The sequence below is a fragment of the Streptomyces sp. NPDC044003 genome (assembly GCF_056435185.1).
The window spans coordinates 36,554-56,208 of the sequence record NZ_JBWKFA010000002.1 but is presented as its reverse complement, the minus strand read 5'-3'; the positions used below and the strand labels follow the sequence as shown (position 1 = coordinate 56,208).

Genomic DNA, 19,655 nt, shown 5'->3' with positions numbered 1-19,655 from the left:
CGGTCTCGGTTCGCCCGTATTTCCTGGTCGTTACGGTCCTCGCCGGTCATGAGGGGTCACACCCGAGCGTAGCCGGACCGGGGCTCCGTCTCCGTGACCGCCGCGGCGGTCTCGGGGACGGCGGCCGGGGCCCGAAGGTATACCGCCCAGGTGACGACCATGCAGGCCGCGTAGAAGGCGAGGAAGGCGACGAAGGCGGCGGTGCCGGTGCCGGCGGTCTGGAAGGACTGGCGGAAGGCGAGGTTGATGCCGAGTCCGCCGAGCGCTCCGACGGCGCCGATGAGGCCCATGGACGCCCCTGAGAGCCGTCGTCCGTAGGCTTCGGCGGCCTCGCCGGCGAGGCCCTTGCGGTGTCCCTGGGCGAGGAAGATCGCCGGGATCATCTTGTACGTGGAGCCGTTGCCGAGCCCGCTGAGGACGAAGAGCCCGATGAAGCCGACGAGGAAGACGGCGAGGGACTCGATCACGGAGGCGTAGATCACGACGGCGGTGGCGGTGGCCATCGCGCCGAAGGTCCACAGGGTGATGCGGGCGCCGCCGTGCCGGTCGGCGAGGGTGCCGCCGACGGGCCGGATGAGGGAGCCGAGCAGCGGGCCGATGAAGGTGAGCGAGGCGGCCTGGAGCGGGGTGCGGCCGAACTGGGTCTGGAGGACCAGGCCGAAGGCGAAGCTGTAGCCGATGAAGGAGCCGAAGGTGCCGATGTAGAGGAAGGCCATGATCCAGGTGTGCCGGGCCTTCACGGCCTCCTTCGCGGCGCCGGTGTCGTTCTTCACCGGCGCGAGGTTGTCCATGAAGAGCGCGGCGCAGACGGCGGCGACGACGATGAGCGGCAGGTAGACGCCGAGCACGATCCTCGGGTGGAGGGCGCCGGCGGTGCCGATGACGAGGAGGCCGACGAGCTGGACGACGGGGACGCCGATGTTGCCGCCGCCCGCGTTGAGGCCGAGGGCCCAGCCCTTCTTCCGGAGCGGGAAGAAGGCGTTGATGTTGGTCATGGAGGAGGCGAAGTTGCCGCCGCCGACGCCGGTGAGCGCCGCCACGAGGACGAAGGTGGTGTACGAGGTGCCGGGCTGCATCACCGCGTAGGCGAGGCCGGTGGGCAGCAGGAGCAGCAGGGCGCTGAAGACCGTCCAGTTCCGGCCGCCGAAGCGGGCGACGGCGAAGGTGTACGGGATGCGGATCAGCGCGCCGGTGAGGGTCGCGGTGGCGATCAGGAAGAACTTGCCGGCCGGGTCGACCCCGTACTGCGGGCCCATGAAGAGCACCATGACCGACCAGAGGCTCCAGACGGAGAAGCCGATGTGCTCGGAGAGCACGGAGAAGACCAGATTGCGCCGTGCGATCCGCTCTCCCTTCTCCCGCCAGAAGGTCTCGTCCTCCGGTTCCCAGCGTTCGATCCAGCGGCCACCCATCTCGCACCTCCACGGAGTCGGATCCCTGATGCGAACGACGGTAGGAAGGGTGCGTTTCAGGCCGATGCCGTGAGGTGACGGTGACGGAACCTTGCTCTCACCCGGAGCGCGCGGGCCCTGTGAGCGCCCCCCTACGCGGGCAGCCCCGGCTCCCCCTCGGGGAGCCAGGAGCCGGGCGGGCGCTCCAGCCAGCCCTCCCGGGCGCCCAGCTCCGCGGCGGCCCGGCGGAGGGCGTCCAGGCCGGGGTGGCGGAGTCCCTTGCGCCACACGAGGCTCACGGGTGAGAGGGGGACGGGGTCGACGAGTGGCCGGATCACACAGTCCGGCATGGCCGGGAAGTCGACGACGGCGAGCACCGGGTCGCGATATTTGGCCATGAGCCGCCGGAACTCCTCCTTGCCGACGGCGAGCGGCGCGGGCGGCGCGATCCCGATGCCCCGGCCGGCGAAGAGGCAGGCGGCGAGGTCGGTCCACTCGGGGGTGCGGTCGTTGCCCGCCCCGGCGTAGATCCGCTCTCCGGCGAGGCGGGCGAGCGGCACCTCGGGCAGGCCGGCGAGCGGGTGGTCCTCGGGGAGGATGACGGCCATCGGCTCGTACCGGACGAACTGGAAGTCGAGCCGCGCCCGGAGCCGTGCGTCGAGCCCTCCGTACCGGCCGAAGGAGGTGTCGATCCGCCCGGCGAGGATCTCCTGCACGGCTCCGGTGAGTCCGCTCTCGTAGCGGGCCATCAGCTCCTGCTCCGGGGCGAGTTCGCGGGCCCGGCGCAGGACGTCCTCGGGGGCGAGGCCGGGGCTGTTGAGGTCGACGAGGAGCGGCCGGGGCGCCGCGCGGAAGGCGTCGCTCAGCTCGTCGTGGGCGGCCAACACCCGGCGGGCGTACGGGAGGAGGCGTTCGCCGTCGGGGGTGAGGGCGACCTGCCGGGTGGTCCGTACGAAGAGTTCGGTGCCCAACTCCCCTTCCAGGCGCCGGATGTCGCGACTGAGGGCCTGCTGGGCGACGTAGAGGCGGGCGGCGGCGCGGGTGAAGTGCAGCTCTTCGGCGACGGCGGTGAAGGCGCGCAGCAGACGCGGGTCGGTGGACATCGCCGCATTTAACAACACAGGCGCGTGAATGGCCACCGAGAAGGTGTTGGACCGGCAGGGCCGGGCAGACGGAGCCTTGGTCCATGCCGCAACCGGACCTCACCCTCACCCCGGCGGGCCCGGCCCTCGCCCCCCGCTACCGCGACCGCGCGACCCGAACCCTCCCCACCAACCCCTACCTCCGCCTCTTCTCCTGCCCCGGCACCCGCGCCTTCACCGCCGGGAACCTGATCGCCCGGCTGCCCATGGGCATGTTCGGCGTCAGCGCCGTGATCATGATCGCGGCCGGATACGGCTCCTACGCCCTGGCCGGCGCGGTCACCGCCACCGGCCTCGCCGTCGGCTCCGTCACAGGACCGCTGATCGCCCGGCTCGTCGACCGGTACGGCCAGGCCAGGATCGCGGTCCCGGCCACCGCCTACGCGGTCCTGGGCCATCTGGTCCTGCTGCTCTGCGTCCACGAGAAGGCCCCCGCCTGGGCGCTGTTCCTCACGACCGCCGTCACCGCGACCACCCCGAACACGGGCGGCATGTCCCGGGCCCGCTGGGCTCACCTCCTCCGGGACGACCCGGACGCGCTGCACACCGCGAACGCCTTCGAGCAGGCCGCCGACGAGCTCTGCTACATGCTCGGCCCGGTGCTCGCCGCCGTCCTCTGCTCGGCGCTCTTCCCGGAGGCGGGCACGCTCGCCGCGGCCGCCCTCTTCCTCGGCGGCGTCCTGATCTTCGCCGCCCAGCGCTCCACCGAACCCCCGGTCGCCCCCCGCACCACGGCGGGCTCCCCGCTGCGCGCCCCCGGCATGGCATCCCTGCTCGCGGTCTTCCTGGCCACGGGGGCGGTCTTCGGCTCCATGGAGGTGGTCACCCTCGCGTACGTGGACGGCCCCGTCGCGGGACCGGTCCTCGCCCTCCAGGCCGCGGGCTCCTGCGCGGCGGGCCTGCTCTACGGCCGGGCCCGCCGGACGGCCCGGCTGCGCACCTGCCTGGCCGCGATGACCGTCCTGATGGCGATGCCGCTGTTCGCCGCCTCGACGGGCTTCCTGCCCGCCCTGGCCGCCGGCCTCCTCCTGGCGGGCATGGCGACGGCCCCGACGATGGTGACGGGCATGGGTCTGATCCAGCGCCTCACGCCCGCGGCCCAGCTCAACGAGGGCATGACCCTCGCGGTGACCGCCCTCCTGGCGGGCATCGCGACCGGCTCGGCCACCGGCGGCTGGGCCGCCGACCACGCCCCCTTCGCCTCCTTCGGCTTCCTGATCCCGGTGACGGCGGCAGCCGTGGCCCTGACCCTGTGCACGGCGACCGGCGTGGGCCGCCGCGCACGGGTCTGACGCCCCAGGGCCTGTCTGGCCTTTCGCGTCGGATCAGGCCCTAGCTCTGCCGCAGCGGCGGCATCGGCACCTGCACCCCGTACGAGGTGGCTCCGGCCCCGACCCCGCCCTCGCAGCCGTCGGGCTCCTGGGTGCCCAGCCCCCGCGTGGACGGCTTCTCGGCGGCCCAGAACATGTAGCCGAGCAGCCCGGCCGTGGTCCCGGCCCCGTGGGGGGCGGCGTTGCGCACCCAGTCCCCGGTCGCCTTCTGCAGCGAGTTCGCGAAGTCGGTGCACTCGGGCAGCGGGCTGCGGCCGTACGCGAGGTACAGCCCGGCCGTGAACTTGGCGGGGGCCAGCGGGGCGACCGGCGGCGAGAACTGGGACTTGCCGTCGAGGTGCTCCTGCCAGTTCGCGATGTGCGAGCTCGCGGAGGTGGGCCGGGCGGTCACCATCGCGTTGGCGTAGTCGAGCACGGGCTGGTCGGTCCGCAGCCAGTCGGCCGTGGCCTTGCGGTTGATGTCGATGAGCCAGCGGTCACCGGCGGCCGTGTCGATGGTGAGCCGCGCGGCCGGGTCCGTGCCGGAGGCGTCGTAGGGGTGCACGGACCGGTAGGCGTCGATGAAGGCCTGGAGCCCGGTGAGGTTCGGGCCGGTGTTCTGCTCGTAGTCGATCTCGATGCCGACCCCGAGGTCGGCGGCGACGGCGGCGGCGTTGAGCCCCAGCCGGCCGGCGTCCTCGGCGAGCGCGGCGTCCCACTCGTCGGTGTACGTGATCCCGCCGATGGAGAGCATCACGCGGATCCCGCGCGAGGTGAAGTACTGGACGATCTCGCGGCTCATGCCGACGGGGACGCCGTTCGCGGTGGTCGCGTCGGTGGTGCGGTGCAGCAGCTTGAGCGGCTCGACGAAGCTGAGCACCACCAGGTTGACGGAGGGCCGTCCGTCACCGCGGTCGATCAGCCAGTGGTTCTTGGCGTCGAACTCGGCGACGTCACGGACGGTGGACCAGGTGCAGTAGTCGTCCCCGCAGTGCCAGGCGCCGTAGACCTGCACGGGCGCGGGCGCGGCGGCTCCTGCGGGCAGGGTGGCGGGGACGAGGAGGGCGAGGAGCATGAGCAGGACCGCGAGGGGTCTGTGACGCATACGTACCTCCGGGAATGCCGTGGTGTGGGGGGCGGCGACCGCAGAGTGTCAGGTCCAGACCAAGCCCACAAGAGGGCCGACGGCATGACAAAGGCCCGGCAGTCGCTCGCGCGACCACCGGGCCTGTGCCCACATGGGATGAGTGGAGATGGCGGGAATCGAACCCGCGTCCAACGGTGCAGAATCAGGGCTTCTCCGTGTGCAGTCTGGTACGAGTTTCTCAGCCCTCCGGATCACCCAGACAAGTCCGGAACGGGCTCAGCCACTGTTTGATTTCCCTCCAACCCCCGTGACCGGGGCTGGAGGTTTAGATCCCTGAATGACGCCAGGATCCGGGTCGGGACCACCCCCGGGCTGACGCTCCTCACAGAGGCTTCTGTTCGTTACCTAAAATTAGGCAGCGAGGGCGAAGCGGGAGTTATCGCTCTTGGTGTTGGCGATTATTGGTTGCGACATATGGTTTACGAGATCATTGCCGCTTCCTCGACACGCTTCCCACTGCTTCGACATCCGCTGTCGAAACCGATCATCCCCATGTTGTTTTTTCAAAGGTCGCACCCTCTCTGGGGTGCTGGTGCCATCGTACGTGACCGACGGGGCCGGTTGCCAGCGTATTAACGGCGGGAGGCGCGAGCTAGGCGCTCTGCGCCGCCCGCTGCTTCCGCCGGGCCGACGCGATCGCCCGGTTCGTCTCGCGCGTGTCCTGCTTCTCCCGCAGGGTCTGGCGCTTGTCGTACTCCTTCTTGCCCTTGGCCAGCGCGATCTCGCACTTCACCCGGCCGTTCAGGAAGTACAGCGAGAGGGGCACGATCGTGTGACCCGTCTCCTGCGACTTCGACTCCAGCTTGTCGATCTCGGCCCGGTGCAGCAGCAGCTTCCGCTTCCGCTTCGCGTGGTGGTTGGTCCAGCTGCCCTGCATGTACTCGGGCACGTGGATGTTGTGCAGCCACGCCTCGTGGCCGTCGATCTGGACGAAGCCGTCGACCAGCGAGGCCCGGCCCATGCGCAGCGACTTCACCTCGGTGCCCATCAGCACCACACCGCACTCGTAGGTGTCGATGATGTGGTAGTCGTGCCGCGCCTTCTTGTTCTGCGCGATGAGCTTGCGCTCCGGCGCCTTGTCCGTCTTCTTCGCAGGCTTGCCCTGCACGTTCACGAGTCCCTTTGCCATAGTGCGCTCATTTTCGCACTACGAGCCCCCTCCGAGGCCACTCAATACCGTTCTCGCCCGCTCTTCTGCCCGATCCCCCGCCGCCAGGTCCGGCGTGATGCCCCGCCCGTCGACGGTGTGCCCCGCGGGAGTGCGGTAGTGGCCGACGGTCAGCTCGGCGACGGAGCCGTCGGGCAGCGCGCTCGGCATCTGCACCGAGCCCTTGCCGAAGGTCCGCGAGCCGACGGTGACCGCCCGGCCCCGGTCCTGGAGAGCGCCGGTGAGCAGCTCGGCCGCGCTCATCGTGCCCCCGTCGATCAGCGCCACCAGGGGCCTGCCGGTGTCGCCGCCGCCCTCCGCGTACACGGCCCGCTGCTCGCCCTTCACGTCGTACGTGGCGACGAGACCGCCGTCGAGGAAGGCGGAGGCGGCGACGGCGGCCTCCGCGACGAGGCCGCCGGAGTTGCCCCGCAGGTCCAGGAGGACCCCCGCGCCGGCCGGGGCGGCCCGTACCGCGTCACGCACGCGCGTGCCCGCGCCCTTGGTGAAGGCGGCGACCCGGATCAGTACGGTCCCGTCGTCGAGGCGGCGGACGGTGACCGGGTCCGTCGCGAGCCGGGCCCTGCGCAGGGTCTGCGTCCAGGAGGAGCGTCCGCGCTCGACCCGGAGGGCGACGGCCGAGCCGGCGACGCCGTCGCCGCGCAGCAGGGAGACGACCTCGGAGACGGAGAGCCCGTCGACCGGGCGTCCGTCCACGGAGAGGAGCCGGTCGCCGGTCCGCAGGCCGGCCCGCTCGGCGGGCCCCCCGGACCGCACGCGCGTCACCCGGACCCCGCCCTCACCGGACCGCCCGGCGGAGAGACCGACCCCGGTGTAGGCACCGTCGAGGGCCTGCTCGAACTCGGCGTACTCCTTCTTGTCGTACACCGCGCCCCAGCGGTCCCCGCTGCGGCTGACGAACTCCTCCGCGGCCTGCTTGCCCGACTTCCCGTCGGCCATGGCCGCGGCGGCGGCGCGGCTGAGCGCGGCACTGTCGACGGTCGTGCCGTCCGGCGTACGGGCCGGGGCGGGCCGCCGCTCGGCGCCCGCGGGCTCCTGCCGGGGCAGCGCGCCGGTGGCGGCGGCGGTGGCGAGGACGCCGGTGAAGACCAACGTCAGAACGGCCCCGCGGACGACTCCGCGGGGCCGGATACAGAAGGGGGCGGGCCCGGCCGGCATGGCGCCCACTCTAGGACAAGGCGGTGGCGCCGCACGGGCTTTGCCCATACGACGCCATCCACCGTCGGACGTGTCTTCTCACACCTTCAGGTACTTGCGCAGCGCGATGAAGGCGGCCACGGCGGGCATGAGGAGGCCGATGGCGATCACCAGCGGCAGCTTGGCGAGGACGGCGTCCCAGCCGATGAAGTTGACCAGCTGCATCTTCTCGGCGAGCGCGATGCCGTGGTCGATCAGGAAGTACCGGCCGACGAGCAGCAGCACACAGGCGACGCCGCCGCCGAGGAGTCCGGCGAACGCGGCCTCCATGATGAACGGCATCTGGATGTAGAAGCTGGACGCGCCGACGAGCCGCATGATGCCGGTCTCACGGCGGCGGCTGAACGCCGAGACGCGCACGGTGTTGACGATCAGCATCAGCGCGATGACCAGCATCAGGCCCATGACGCCGAGGGCGGCGATGTTCATGCCGTTCATCAGGTCGAAGAGGTTCTGCAGGATGTTCCGCTGGTCCTGGACCGACTCGACGCCGTCGCGGCCGGCGAAGGCCGTGGCGACCACCTTGTACTTCTCCGGGTCCTTGAGCTTGACCCGGAACGACTCCTGCATCTGGTCCGGCGTCACCACGGAGGCGATGGCGGTGTCGCCGTACTGCTCCTTGTAGTGGTTGAACGCCTCGCCGGCCGTCTCGTGCTGGACGGACTCGACGATGTCCATCTTCTTCAGATCGGCCTCGATCTGGTCCATCTGCTGCTTCGTGACCGCGCCCTTGGCGCACTTGGCCGCCGTGGCCGCGTCCGCCTTGTTGCAGAGGAAGATGGAGACGTTGACCTTGTCGTACCAGTAGTCCTTCATCGTGCTGACCTGCTCGCGCATGAGCAGCGCGCCGCCGAAGAGGGCGAGCGAGAGGGCCACGGAGACGATGACGGCGAAGGTCATCGTGAGATTGCGCCGGAGACCGACGCCGATCTCGGAGAGCACGAACTGAGCGCGCATGGTGTTCTGGATCCCCCGCCGTCAGTGCTGGTAGCCGTAGACGCCGCGCGCCTGGTCGCGGACGAGGCGGCCCTTTTCGAGCTCGATGACGCGCTTGCGCATCTGGTCGACGATGTTCTGGTCGTGGGTCGCCATGACGACGGTGGTCCCTGTCCTGTTGATCCGGTCGAGCAGCTTCATGATGCCGACGGAGGTCTGCGGGTCGAGGTTGCCGGTGGGCTCGTCGGCGATCAGCAGCATCGGCCGGTTGACGAAGGCCCGGGCGATGGCGACGCGCTGCTGCTCACCGCCGGAGAGCTCGCCCGGCATCCGGTCCTCCTTGCCGCCGAGTCCGACCAGGTCGAGCACCTGCGGCACGGCCTTGCGGATCTCGCCGCGCGGCTTGCCGATGACCTCCTGGGCGAAGGCCACGTTCTCGGCGACGGTCTTGTTGGGCAGCAGGCGGAAGTCCTGGAAGACGGTGCCCAGCTGGCGCCGCATCTGCGGCACCTTCCAGTTGGAGAGCCGGGCCAGGTCCTTGCCGAGGACGTGCACCTGGCCCTGGCTGGCGCGCTCCTCGCGCAGCAGCAGTCGCAGGAAAGTCGACTTTCCGGAGCCGGAGGAACCGACGAGGAAGACGAACTCCCCCTTCTCGATCTCCAGGGAGACATCCCGGAGGGCGGGGCGGCTCTGCTTCGGATAGGACTTGGAGACGTTGTCGAATCGGATCACGGATGCACCACGGTCGGCCGGGAGTAGGTGTGCGTGACCTTACGCGACCGGGGATGGCCCGCGCAGTCGCGGTCCTGGCTTGCGACGTTTATCCTTTTCGCCCTTCCGGACGGAAGGCGGGCAATCGGGCGGGGCGCGCCGAAACGCCGCGGAGCTGGCACAGTGGTAGGGGGAACGTCCGGATCCCTCCGGGCGTTGTCCTGGTGTGTACCCCAGTGCGGGAGGAGGAGAGCGCATGACCTACGACCGACTGGTGTGCGCCAACTGCGCGGCCCCGGTCGCCGAGGGCCGCTGCCCCGTCTGCCGCGCGAACCGGGAGCGTCTGACCCCTCAGGGGCTGTCGCCCGCGATGCTGCTGACGCTGGCGGTCGCCCTGCTCGCGGCGATCGCACTGCTCGCCGCGATCCAGACGGCCTGACCGGAGGGCGTACGGAGCCCACACGAGCCGGAACCACGCGAAAGGGCCGGGGAGCGAGCTCCCCGGCCCTTCGTCATGCGTGTACGCGCCTGCGCGGGTGCGTCAGACGGCGGCGCGACCGCCGCCGACGAGGCGCGGCAGCATCCGGAAGCCGATGCCGCCGGCGATCATCGTCGCGGCACCGATGATCAGGAACGAGGTCTCGGCCGCACCGGTCTCGGCGAGCTCCTCCTTCGCCTGACCCTGCTGGACGGGCTGCGAGCCGCCCTGGTCGGGGTCGGTGTTGTTCGGGGTGTCCACGCACTCGGCGCCGTCGAGGTCGACGGTGCAGGTGCCGGCGCCACCGTCGGTGGACGAGCCGCCACCGGTGGTGGTCGTGGCCGCGGAGCCGTTGGACCCGTTGGATCCGTTGGAGCCGTTGGAGCTGTTCCCGTTCGAGCCCGTGGACGACGTCGAGGACGACGACGAGGACGAGGACGACTGGTCGCCCGAGGACGACGTGGACGACGACTGGTCGCCCGAGGTCGAGGTCGAGGACGACTGGTCACCCGACGTCGACGTGGACGACGACTGGTCACCCGAGGTCGAGGTCGAGGACGACTGGTCACCCGACGTCGACGTGGACGACGACTGGTCACCCGAGGTCGACGTGGACGACGACTGGTCACCCGACGTCGAGGTCGAGGAGGACTGGTCGCCCGAGGTCGACGTGGACGACGACTGGTCGCCCGACGTCGAAGAGGACTGGTCGCCCGAGGTCGAGGTCGAGGACGACTGGTCACCCGACGTCGAGGACGACTGGTCGCCGGAGGTCGAGGTCGAGGACGACTGGTCACCCGACGTCGACGTGGACGACGACTGGTCGCCCGACGTCGAAGAGGACTGGTCACCCGACGTCGACGTGCTGCCGGAGATACCGCCGAGGATCGTGTTGCCCTCGGTGTCGCTCTCCGACTGGATCCCGAGATCCACGCCCTGCGTCTGGTTCGAGTCGGTTCCGAATCCGCCGACGGCCTGCGCGGCACCGGCCGCCGTCAGGGACGCACCGGCGATGATCACGGCACTGGCCGCGACCCGCACCAGGCGGACTCGCGTCTTGTTGGTCATCTGGCTGCTACCCCCAGTAGCTCATCTCGTCATGGGGCAGCGCTCGTGGCCCCGCGCAGCAGGGGCGTGTCACGACTGGACCGGCCCCCGTTCACACGCGTCCCAGAAAAGCGCATGCCAGTACGCCACCCTTCCGAGTTTCCGATGAGGCGTCAAGGTCGTTGCGCGTGCGATGCCCGAAAGATCACCAGGTGACCGACATGCGACGATGCAACTGTGACGTAAACCCGGAACTCCGGGCCCGGTGACGGCAGTTCCCTTGTCGACAAAGCGCCCCGACGGCCTCGCTTCCGCTTGCGTCAGCGAATACGCGGGGCGCCCCGGAACGGCACCGGGCCCCGCACCGAGAGGTGCGGGGCCCGGGTTCGTCCACCGAGTACGGCGGAGGGGACTACTTGTCCTGCTGCTTGCGCCAGCGGATGCCCGCCTCCAGGAAGCCGTCGATCTCGCCGTCCAGGACGGACTGCGGGTTGCCGACCTCGAACTCCGTACGGAGGTCCTTGACCATCTGGTACGGGTGGAGCACGTACGAACGCATCTGGTTGCCCCAGGAGCTGCCGGTGTCCTTGAGGGCGTCCATCTTGGCCCGCTCCTCCTGGCGCTGGCGCTCCAGGAGCTTGGCCTGGAGGACGTTCATGGCGCTCGCCTTGTTCTGGATCTGGGAGCGCTCGTTCTGGCAGGAGACGACGATGCCGGTCGGAAGGTGCGTGATGCGCACGGCCGAGTCGGTCGTGTTGACGCCCTGACCGCCGGGGCCCGAGGCGCGGTACACGTCGACGCGCAGCTCGGACTCGTCGATCTCGACGTGGTCGGAGGACTCGACGACCGGCAGGATCTCGACGCCGGCGAAGGAGGTCTGGCGGCGGCCCTGGTTGTCGAAGGGCGAGATGCGGACGAGCCGGTGGGTGCCCTGCTCGACGGAGAGCGTGCCGTAGGCGTACGGGGCCTTCACCACGAAGGTGGTGGACTTGATGCCCGCCTCTTCCGCGTACGAGGTCTCGTAGATCTCCGTCGCGTAGCCGTGGCGCTCCGCCCAGCGCAGGTACATGCGCTGGAGCCGCTCGGCGAAGTCGGAGGCGTCGACGCCGCCGGCCTCGGCCCGGATGTTGACCAGGGCCTCGCGCTCGTCGTACTCGCCGGAGAGGAGGGTGCGGACCTCCATCTCGTCGAGGGCCTTGCGGACGGAGACCAGCTCCGTCTCGGCCTCGGCGAGGGTGTCCGGGTCGTCCATCTCCTCGGCGAGCTCGAAGAGCACCCCGAGGTCGTCGATCCGGCCGCGCAGGGTCTCGGCCTTGCGGACCTCGGCCTGGAGGTGCGAAAGCTTGCTCGTGATCTTCTGCGCCGCCTCCGGGTCGTCCCACAGGGACGGGGCCGCGGCCTGCTCTTCGAGCACGGCGATGTCGGCCCTCAGCTTCTCGAGGTCCAGGACGGCCTCGATCGACCCCATGGTCGAGGAGAGGGACTTCAGCTCTTCGGATACATCGACGACTGCCACGCGTCCAGCGTAACGGCTCGCCGCCGGTCCTAGGGCAGGGAGGAGTGCTTGGAGTCCTGCGGCGGGGCCTCCGCGTCCCCGGAGACCGCCAGGTAGCCGCCCGCGCCGAGCGCGACCACGACCACCGCGACGGCGAGGGTGATCCGTCTCTTGCGGACCGTGCCCGCCTTGTGGCGGGCCGAGCCGGGGCGGCGGGCCCCGGCGGGGCGTGGGGCCCGGGCGGTGCCGAGGGGGCCGCCGGAGAGCTCGTCGGGGGCCGGGACCCGCATGGAGGTGTGGGTGTCGCGGTTGGAGTCGGCGGAGGCGCCGGGGACGAGCGGGACGGCGGCGCGGCGCGGGCCGGACTCGCCCGCGGCCGTACCGGTGGCGTACGTGTCCTCCTCGTACGGCTCCGGGGCCGGCTCCGCGTCCGGCTCGTCGACGTCGAGCGGCGGGATGCCCTTGAGCAGCGGCAGGACGTCGCCCAGGCGGGCGGCGAGCTCGGAGGCGCGCAGCCGGGAGGCCGGGGCCTTGGCGAGGCACTGGACGATCAGCTGCCACAGCTCCTCGGGGATGCCGGGCAGCGGGACGACCGTCTCGGTGACGTGGCGGCGCAGGACCGCGCCGGGGTGGCCGCCGCCGAACGGGGTGAAGCCGGCGAGCAGCTCGTACAGGACGGTCGCGAGGGCGTAGATGTCGACGGCGGCGCGCGGCGGGAGGCCCTCGACGATCTCGGGGGCGAGGTAGTCGGGGGTGCCGATGATCCGGGTGGCCTTGGTGCGGCCGGGGGTGTCGATCAGCTTGGCGACGCCGAAGTCGGTGAGGAGCGCGGGGTGGGCGCCGCCGGGGCCGAGCGGGCCCTCCATGTCGAGCAGGATGTTCTCCGGCTTGACGTCCCGGTGGACGACCCCGGCCGCGTGCGCGGCGGCGAGGGCCTCGGCGACGTCCTTGACGATCGCGACGGCGGCCTCGGGCGCGAGGCGTCGCTCGCGGTCGAGCCGGGTGCGCAGGTCGGTGCCGCGGACGAGGTCCATGACGAGGGCGAGGTCGGTGCCGTCGACGACGAGGTCGCGGACCTTGACCACCCGGGGGTGGTCGAGGCCGAGCAGCGCGGTTCGCTCCTGGACGAAGCGGCCGACGAGCTCCTGGTCGGAGGCCAGGTCCTCGCGCAGCAGTTTGACGGCGACGGGCCCTTCGGGTCCCTCGCCGAGCCACACCGTTCCGGCGCTGCCCCGTCCGAGGATCTGGTGGGCGGTGTAGCGGCTGCCGATGTTCCGTGCCAAGACTGCTCCCTCAGCGGCTGCGGTTCTCGACAAAGCTACGCGTCCACGGCCGCCGGTCTCGACCTCCGAGGGGAAATCACCCCTCGGAAGTCGACAAATCGGCAGCGTTACTGCCCTGTACCGCCGGTAGCACCCGAGTTGCCCGTGCTCGTGCTCGCGCTGTCGAACAGGTCGGAGACCCAGGTGGTGAACGACGAGATGCCGTCGCCGATGGTCTCCCAGTAGCCCTTGCCCTGGGCGACCCAGTCCTGGAGCGGGGTGAGCTCCCAGACGAGCCAGCCGGCGACCACGAACAGGACGATCATGATCAGGCAGCCCTTGAGGCAGCCGAGACCGGGGATGTGGACCGGGTTGGCGCTGCGCTGGCGCGGCGGGCGCGGCTCACGCGGCGCGGGGGCCTGGGGCGGCGGCTGCGGCGGCGTGTACTGCTGCTGGGGCGGCGCGTACTGCTGCGGGGCCGGCGGGGGCGCGTACTGCTGCGGCTGCTGCTGGTACGGCTGGGGCTGCGGCGGCCGCTGCGGGGCCGGGCGCTGCTGCTGGTACGGCTGGGGCGGCTGCTGGCCGTACGCACCGGGGCGGGCGTCCTGCGGCGGCTGCGGCCGGCGCTGCGGGCGGCGGCGCAGCGGGTCGTCGCTCGGGTCCAGGTACTGCACCTGGGTCTGCTCGTTGCGGTCGCGGACCTGGCGCAGCTGGCTCTGCCAGGGGTGCGGGTCCTCGGCCGGCGGATTCTGCGGTACGGGAGGCATGACGGCCGTCGGGTCGGCGGCGCCCGCCGGTCCGCCGGTCGGCATGACGCTGGTCGCGGCGGCGGGGTCGTACTGCGGGGCCATCCCGGCCCCGGCGGCGCCGGTGGGCAGCACCTGGGTGGGGTCGGCGGCACCCGGAGTCTGCGCCTCGGGGGTCCCCGGGACCGGCGCGGGCGCCGGGTCGGGGGCGAGGAGCGCGCCGACGCCCTCGGCCGCCTCGATCTGGGCGGGCGTGGCGTGCACGCCGATGCCGGCGGCGACGGCGCGCAGGCCGCGGGCGAGGTTCACGGCGCTCGGCCGCTGGTCCGGGTTCTTGCTGAGGCAGCGCTCTATCACCGTCCACAGCGGTCCGGGCACGGTCGAGGGGCGGCGCGGCTCCTCGCTGAGGTGCCGGTGGAGGACCTCCAGGGCGGTGCCGCCCGCGAACGGGGGCCGGCCGGTGACCAGCTCGTAGAGGAGGATGCCCGCGCCGTAGATGTCGACGGCGGAGGTCTGCGGGCGGCCCTCGGCGGACTCGGGCGCCACGTACGCGGGCGTGCCGACGAACTCGTGGGTGCGGGTCAGGCCCGGGGAGTCGGCGAGGCGCGCGATGCCGAAGTCGGTCAGCATCGGGTGCATCTGGCTGCCCTGCTCGGCGAGCAGCACGTTCGCCGGCTTGAGGTCGCGGTGGACGACCCCGTCGGCGTGGCTGGCGGCGAGCGCGTCGGCGATCTGCGCGGTGAGGAGTGCGGCGGCGACCGGGGTGAGCGGGCCGCTCTCCCTGATGTACCGGTGCAGGTCGGGGCCCTCGACGAGGTCCATGACGAGGGCGAGGACATCGCCCTCGACGACCAGGTCGCGGGTGCGCACGATGTTCGGATGGGTCAGCCGGAGCAGCACGGACCGCTCGCGCAGGAAGCGCATCACGATGTCCGCGTCGTTGGCCAGCTCCTCCTTGAGGACCTTGATCGCGACGGTCTCGCCGGGCTCGCCGGGCACGGCCGCCTCGGCGCCCGCCGTCTCCCGCTGGCGGGCTCGCCAGACGGTGCCCGTGGCGCCGCGGCCGAGCGGCTCCTCGAGCAGGTACTTGCTGCCGATAGGCCGCACGTCACGCGCTCCCTGCTGATCGTGGTCCTGGGGTGGTTCCTGAGCTGTCCCCGGGGTCCCTGTCCTCTGTTGTGACCCCGTCCGGGTGTCCGACCCACTTTAGTGCCGCCGAACGGGTCGCAGGCCGGTCGTCCACAGGCCGTTTCCGATGTCGTGTCCGGGCCCCGTCGGAGGTCCTGGGCGAACCGAACTTGTCCGGAAGAAGACGCTCCACGGGAGGCGACGGTTGCCACGCATGCTCCGAAGGCATGCCCAACCAGGCTATTTCTCGTCCACGGCCGACCATTCAAGATCACTTGTGGCCGACCCGCGGGCGTGTTGTCGGTGGCAGGTGCGAGGATGCCTACAGCACGTCGCATCGACGGGGTCGGGAGCCCCCGCGCCGTGCCGACCTGTACCGGGCGACGCGTCCGTGCCGGGTGGGGGGAGACACAGGGCGGTTCCCTCCTGCCGGGCCATCTCGCGCAGAAGGGACCGCTGACGGCGATGCAGATCCGGCTGACCGTCCTCGCGCCGTACGCCGGCAACGGCGCCGGGCGCGCCTGCGACGTGCTCGTCACGGCCCCCGCCGGGACGGCCCTGGCCGCCGTGGCCTCGAACCTCGCCGCCGCCGTCACCGGCCCCGACACCTCCGCCTCGGGCACCACCGTGCTCTACGCGGGCGCGGAGCGGCTCGACAACCGGCGCTGCGTGCTCGGCGAACCCCCGCTGGTCGACGGAGCGGTCCTCTCCCTCCAGGTCCCCGGACCGGACGACCGGGCCGACGAGACGGCCGCGGCCCGGCTGCACGTGGTGGCGGGCCCGGACGCGGGCGGGGTGCACCTGCTGCACGGCGGAGCGATCAGAATCGGCCGTTCCGTCGACGCCGACGTGCCGCTCGACGACCCGGACGTCTCCCGCTCCCACTGCACGGTCACCGTCGGCGAGGACGGCCGGGTCACGGTCGCCGACCGCGGCTCGACGAACGGGACGACGCTCGACGGCGTGCCCGTCGGCGACCGCCCGGTCCCGCTCCGCCCGGGCGCCCTGCTGCGCCTCGGCGAGTCCGCCCTCCGTCTGACGGGCCCCGGCGGCGCCTCCGGTGACGGGGGCACCTCCCGCGCCCTCAAGGCTGTGGGGGAGGACACGGTGGCGACGGCCCCGGACGGGGAGGGCCACCTGCGCGTCGCGCACGCGACGGACCTGCCGGACCGGCCCGACCCGGTGGGACCGGCGGACGACGCCACCCACGGCGGGGCGCGCGGCATCGCGTACGGCGAGGTCTACGACGGAGGCCACGCGCACGCGAGGGACCCGCACGACGGGTACGCAGACCAGGACGGCGGCGAGCCCCACGGCAGGACCCGGGACCGGGGAGACGCGCCCACGGCTCCCGCCGCTCCCGCGCGTGGCGGAGGCAAGCGCGGGCTCGGCGCCTGGGCCCGGCGCCTCGCGGGCGGCCGCGAGGAGCTCCCCACCACCGACGTCCACGCCACCCACGCCTCCCCGGACACGCACGCCCACACCCGGCCCGGCCCCGGCACGCGGGCCGACGCCCCCGGTCCCGTACCGCTCGCCGACACCTGGCCCGACCCGGCCACCGTCCTGCTCACCGCCCTCGGTCCCGGCCCCCGGCTCTGGGAGCGGGCCCAGGACCACCCCGAGTCCCTGGTGGTCCGGCTCGGCACCACGGACCGCGCGGAACTCTCCGGCGTGCCCGTCACCGTCGGCCTGCGCGAGGCCGGCTCCCTCGGCCTGGCGGGCCCCGGCGACCGGCTCACCGGGCTCGCGCGCTCGGTCGTGGCCCAGCTCGCCGCCCTGCACTCCCCCTCCGACCTGGAGATCGTGCTCATCAGCGCCGACCGGAACCGCTCCCTGGAGGCGCGGCGCCGCGCCTGGGGCTGGCTCGGCTGGCTCCCGCACGTCCGCCCGGCCCACGGCCAGGACTGCCGGCTGCTCCTGGCGTACGACCGCGAGCAGGCCCAGGCCCGTACGGCCGAGCTGACCCGGCGGCTCGACGACGGCCCGCTCGGCCCCGGCTGGCCCAGCGCCGACCGCGCGTCCGTCGCCGAGGCCGCGGCCCGCCACGACGGGCCGACGACGGTCGTGATCGTCGACGGCGACCCCGGATCGGCGGCCCTGCGCGAGACGGTCGCGCGCCTCGCGGGCGTCGGCGCGGCGGCCGGCATCCACCTCCTGTGCCTCGCCGAGGCGCCCGCCGCCACCCCGGACTCGCCGGTGGCCGCCACGTACGAGGCCGCGTGCGCCGCCTCTGTCGCCTTCCGCGAGTGCGGGGCCGCCGCGCTCCTCAGCGGCGACGTGGCGACCGCGCTGCGGCTGCTCCGGACCTCCGGCGGGCGGCTCGCGGGCCACGGCACCGTCGGCGTCGTCGACGCGGTCTCCGTCGCCTGGGCCGAGCGGTTCGGCCGGGCCCTGGCCCCGCTGCGTCCCGAGACGGCGGCCGCCCCGCACGGCCGGACGGCCGCGCTGCCCCCTGCCTCCCGCCTGCTCGACGAGCTCGGGCTCGCCCGGGCCACCCCCGCCTCCCTGATGGCCCGCTGGGCCTCCGCAGCGGACGGCACGGCCGTCCTGGGCGCGGGCCCGCGCGGACCGCTGTCCGTGGACCTCACCCAGGAGGGCCCGCACCTCCTGATCGAGGGCCCCGCGGGCAGCGGGCGCACGGAGCTCCTCCGCTCGATCGCCGCCTCGCTCGCGGCGGGCGGCCGCCCGGACCGGCTCGGCCTGCTCCTCGTGGACGGCGCGGGCGGGGAGCGCGGTGAGGGCCTCGCGGTCTGTACGGAGCTGCCGCACGTCACCGAGCACCTGGTGGCCTCGGACCCGGTACGGATGCGGGAGTTCGCACAGGCGCTCGGCGCCGAGCTGAAGCGCAGGGCGGAGCTCCTGGGCGACGCCCACTTCGCCGACCGCCGGGGGGTGGCGCGCGCCGCCGACCGGCTGATCGGTCAGCGCGCCCCGAGCGCGGCGGAGTCCGTACCGCAGGGCGCCCGCGCGACGGTCCGCGTCCCGGACACCGGCGACCTGACGGACCGCCCGAGCGGCCGCACGCTCCGCACGGGCGACGGCCCGATCGGCGCGCTCCCGACCGCCCGGGCCCCGTACCAGGGCGCGGACGACGTCACGGGCCGGTCCAGCAGCCGCGTCCCGTACCCCGGCGCAGACGACGTCAGCGCCCGCACCAGCGGGCGGGTCCCGTACCCCGGCGCAGAAGACCTCAACAGCCGCACCAGCGGGCGCGTGCCGCACCCGGGGGCCGAGGACGTCACCGGCCGCACCAGCGGCCGCATCCCCCACCCGGGGGCCGGTGATCTCACGGATCACCCGAGCGGGCGGGTGCCGCGTTCCGGCGATCTCACCGACCGCCCGAGCGGCCGCGTCCCTCGTACGGGTGAGCTGACCGACCGGCCCAGCGGACGCATCCCCCGGCCCGCGGACGGCTCGGCCGACGAGCGGGCCGGTGCCCGCACACGCTCCGGCGGGGACGCCTTCCTGGCCGATACGCCCAGCGGGCGGCTGCCGCGGCGGGACGGCGGCCTCGACGACCGCCCGAGCAGCCGCACCCTCCGCGCCGGCGAAGGAGACCTCTCGGACCACCCCAGCGGCCGGGTCCCGCGCGCGGCGGGGGCGGACGACGTGACGGGCCGGACCAGCGGCCGGATCCCGTACCCGAACGCGGACGACGTGACCAGCCGCGCCAGCAGCCGGGTCCCGTACCCGGGCGCGGACGACGTCACCAGCCGGACCAGCGGCCGGGTCGCCCACCCCGCCGGCGACGACCTCGCCAGCCGCACCAGCGGGCGCGTCCCGTACCCCGGCGCCGACGACGTCGCCGCCCGCAGCAGCGCGCGCGTCCCCCACCCCGCCTCCGAGGAGGCCGCTGGGCGGATTCCGCGGCCCGCCTCCGGGGAGCAGGGTTCCGCGAGGGCGCTGCCGCGGCTCGTCGTGCTCGTCGACGACTTCGACGCCCTGGTCGCGCCCGCGCTCGGCGCCCCCGGCCGGCCGGCCGCCGGGTCCGTCGTGCGGGCCCTGGAGGCCGTCGCGCGGAACGGCGAGCGGCTCGGGGTGCACCTCGTCGCGACCTCGTCGCGCCCGGACCGTACCGCCGACACGGAGCTGGCCCACGGGGCCCGGCTGCGGATCGTGCTCGACGCGCCCCCGGTGGCGGCGGGCCCGGACGTGCCGGCGGCCGGGCGGGGCCGCCTCGGGCATCCGGACGGCCGGGTGACCCCCTTCCAGGCGGGCCGCGTCACGGGCCGGATCCCCCGGACGGCGACGCTCCGCCCGACGGTCGTCCCGCTGGAGTGGGAGCGGATGGGCGACCCGCCCACCCGTCGCCCGGTCCGTGAGCTGGGCAACGGACCGACGGACCTGGCCCTCCTGGCGAGCGCGCTCGACCGGGCCGCGCGGTCGGTCGAGGCGACGCCCGTGCCGCCGCTCACCCCGGCCACGCACAGCTGACGGCACGTCACGAGGGCGTCACGATCGCCGAGTTGACCACGGGAGACACGAAAGGCGGTATTG

Annotated in this window: 15 protein-coding genes and 1 other RNA gene; 4 read left to right on the top strand and 12 right to left on the bottom strand. The window is 73.1% G+C overall.

The window, feature by feature from the left end; translation table 11 throughout:
• Window positions 1–56 precede the first annotated feature (56 nt).
• Both AC07AW_RS06900 and AC07AW_RS06895 read right to left on the bottom strand, forming a co-directional pair.
• Window positions 57–1,412, bottom strand: coding sequence for a nitrate/nitrite transporter (locus AC07AW_RS06900; protein WP_478814440.1), 1,356 nt, complete (start codon window positions 1,410–1,412; stop codon window positions 57–59).
• A 131-nt stretch (window positions 1,413–1,543) separates the two neighbouring features.
• Window positions 1,544–2,494 carry a LysR family transcriptional regulator gene (locus AC07AW_RS06895; RefSeq protein WP_478814439.1) on the bottom strand — a complete coding sequence of 317 codons (951 nt, stop codon included), beginning with the start codon at window positions 2,492–2,494 and terminating at the stop codon, window positions 1,544–1,546.
• A gap of 83 nt (window positions 2,495–2,577) precedes the next feature.
• On the opposite strand from AC07AW_RS06895, the gene AC07AW_RS06890 reads away from it, so the two are divergent.
• Window positions 2,578–3,825, top strand: coding sequence for an MFS transporter (locus AC07AW_RS06890; RefSeq protein ID WP_478814438.1), 1,248 nt, complete (start codon window positions 2,578–2,580; stop codon window positions 3,823–3,825).
• A 40-nt stretch (window positions 3,826–3,865) separates the two neighbouring features.
• Here AC07AW_RS06890 and AC07AW_RS06885 read toward each other — a convergent pair whose 3' ends face one another.
• From AC07AW_RS06885 to ftsE, 6 genes are all read right to left on the bottom strand, one after another.
• Window positions 3,866–4,948 carry a glycoside hydrolase family 18 protein gene (locus AC07AW_RS06885; RefSeq protein ID WP_478814437.1) on the bottom strand — a complete coding sequence of 361 codons (1,083 nt, stop codon included), beginning with the start codon at window positions 4,946–4,948 and terminating at the stop codon, window positions 3,866–3,868.
• 140 nt (window positions 4,949–5,088) lie between these two features.
• Window positions 5,089–5,482: a transfer-messenger RNA gene (gene ssrA / locus AC07AW_RS06880) on the bottom strand.
• 100 nt (window positions 5,483–5,582) lie between these two features.
• Window positions 5,583–6,119 (bottom strand): SsrA-binding protein SmpB, encoded by a 537-nt coding sequence (smpB, locus tag AC07AW_RS06875; protein ID WP_478814436.1) that lies wholly within the window; start codon window positions 6,117–6,119, stop codon window positions 5,583–5,585.
• 18 nt (window positions 6,120–6,137) lie between these two features.
• Entirely contained in the window at window positions 6,138–7,316 is a 1,179-nt protein-coding gene (locus AC07AW_RS06870; protein ID WP_478814435.1) for a S41 family peptidase, read from the bottom strand.
• Between the two features lie 78 nt (window positions 7,317–7,394).
• Window positions 7,395–8,312 carry a permease-like cell division protein FtsX gene (gene ftsX, locus AC07AW_RS06865; RefSeq protein WP_478814434.1) on the bottom strand — a complete coding sequence of 306 codons (918 nt, stop codon included), beginning with the start codon at window positions 8,310–8,312 and terminating at the stop codon, window positions 7,395–7,397.
• A 21-nt stretch (window positions 8,313–8,333) separates the two neighbouring features.
• Entirely contained in the window at window positions 8,334–9,023 is a 690-nt protein-coding gene (gene ftsE, locus AC07AW_RS06860; RefSeq protein ID WP_030692056.1) for a cell division ATP-binding protein FtsE, read from the bottom strand.
• 235 nt (window positions 9,024–9,258) lie between these two features.
• Between ftsE and AC07AW_RS06855 the strand changes: the two genes are divergently transcribed.
• Window positions 9,259–9,441: a hypothetical protein gene (locus AC07AW_RS06855; protein WP_478814433.1), complete on the top strand. Its 183-nt coding sequence runs from the start codon at window positions 9,259–9,261 to the stop codon at window positions 9,439–9,441.
• Between the two features lie 102 nt (window positions 9,442–9,543).
• Here AC07AW_RS06855 and AC07AW_RS06850 read toward each other — a convergent pair whose 3' ends face one another.
• A complete protein-coding gene (locus tag AC07AW_RS06850) occupies window positions 9,544–9,741 on the bottom strand; it encodes an LPXTG cell wall anchor domain-containing protein (protein ID WP_478814432.1) in 198 nt (65 codons plus the stop codon).
• Window positions 9,742–9,859: 118 nt separating this feature from the next.
• Here AC07AW_RS06850 and AC07AW_RS06845 point away from each other — a divergent pair, with 118 nt between their 5' ends.
• Window positions 9,860–10,696, top strand: coding sequence for a hypothetical protein (locus tag AC07AW_RS06845; RefSeq protein ID WP_478814431.1), 837 nt, complete (start codon window positions 9,860–9,862; stop codon window positions 10,694–10,696).
• Between the two features lie 243 nt (window positions 10,697–10,939).
• Here the strand turns inward: AC07AW_RS06845 and prfB are convergent, their stop codons facing one another.
• From prfB to AC07AW_RS06830, 3 genes are all read right to left on the bottom strand, one after another.
• A complete protein-coding gene (gene prfB / locus AC07AW_RS06840) occupies window positions 10,940–12,043 on the bottom strand; it encodes a peptide chain release factor 2 (protein WP_478814430.1) in 1,104 nt (367 codons plus the stop codon).
• A gap of 29 nt (window positions 12,044–12,072) precedes the next feature.
• On the bottom strand, window positions 12,073–13,305 hold the full coding sequence (locus tag AC07AW_RS06835) for a serine/threonine-protein kinase (protein WP_478814429.1): 1,233 nt from the start codon (window positions 13,303–13,305) through the stop codon (window positions 12,073–12,075).
• A 107-nt stretch (window positions 13,306–13,412) separates the two neighbouring features.
• Window positions 13,413–15,137, bottom strand: a complete 1,725-nt coding sequence (locus tag AC07AW_RS06830) for a serine/threonine-protein kinase (protein ID WP_478814428.1) — start codon at window positions 15,135–15,137, stop codon at window positions 13,413–13,415.
• A gap of 486 nt (window positions 15,138–15,623) precedes the next feature.
• Between AC07AW_RS06830 and AC07AW_RS06825 the strand changes: the two genes are divergently transcribed.
• A complete protein-coding gene (locus AC07AW_RS06825; RefSeq protein ID WP_478815295.1) occupies window positions 15,624–19,592 on the top strand; it encodes an FHA domain-containing protein in 3,969 nt (1,322 codons plus the stop codon).
• The last annotated feature ends 63 nt before the right edge of the window (window positions 19,593–19,655 follow it).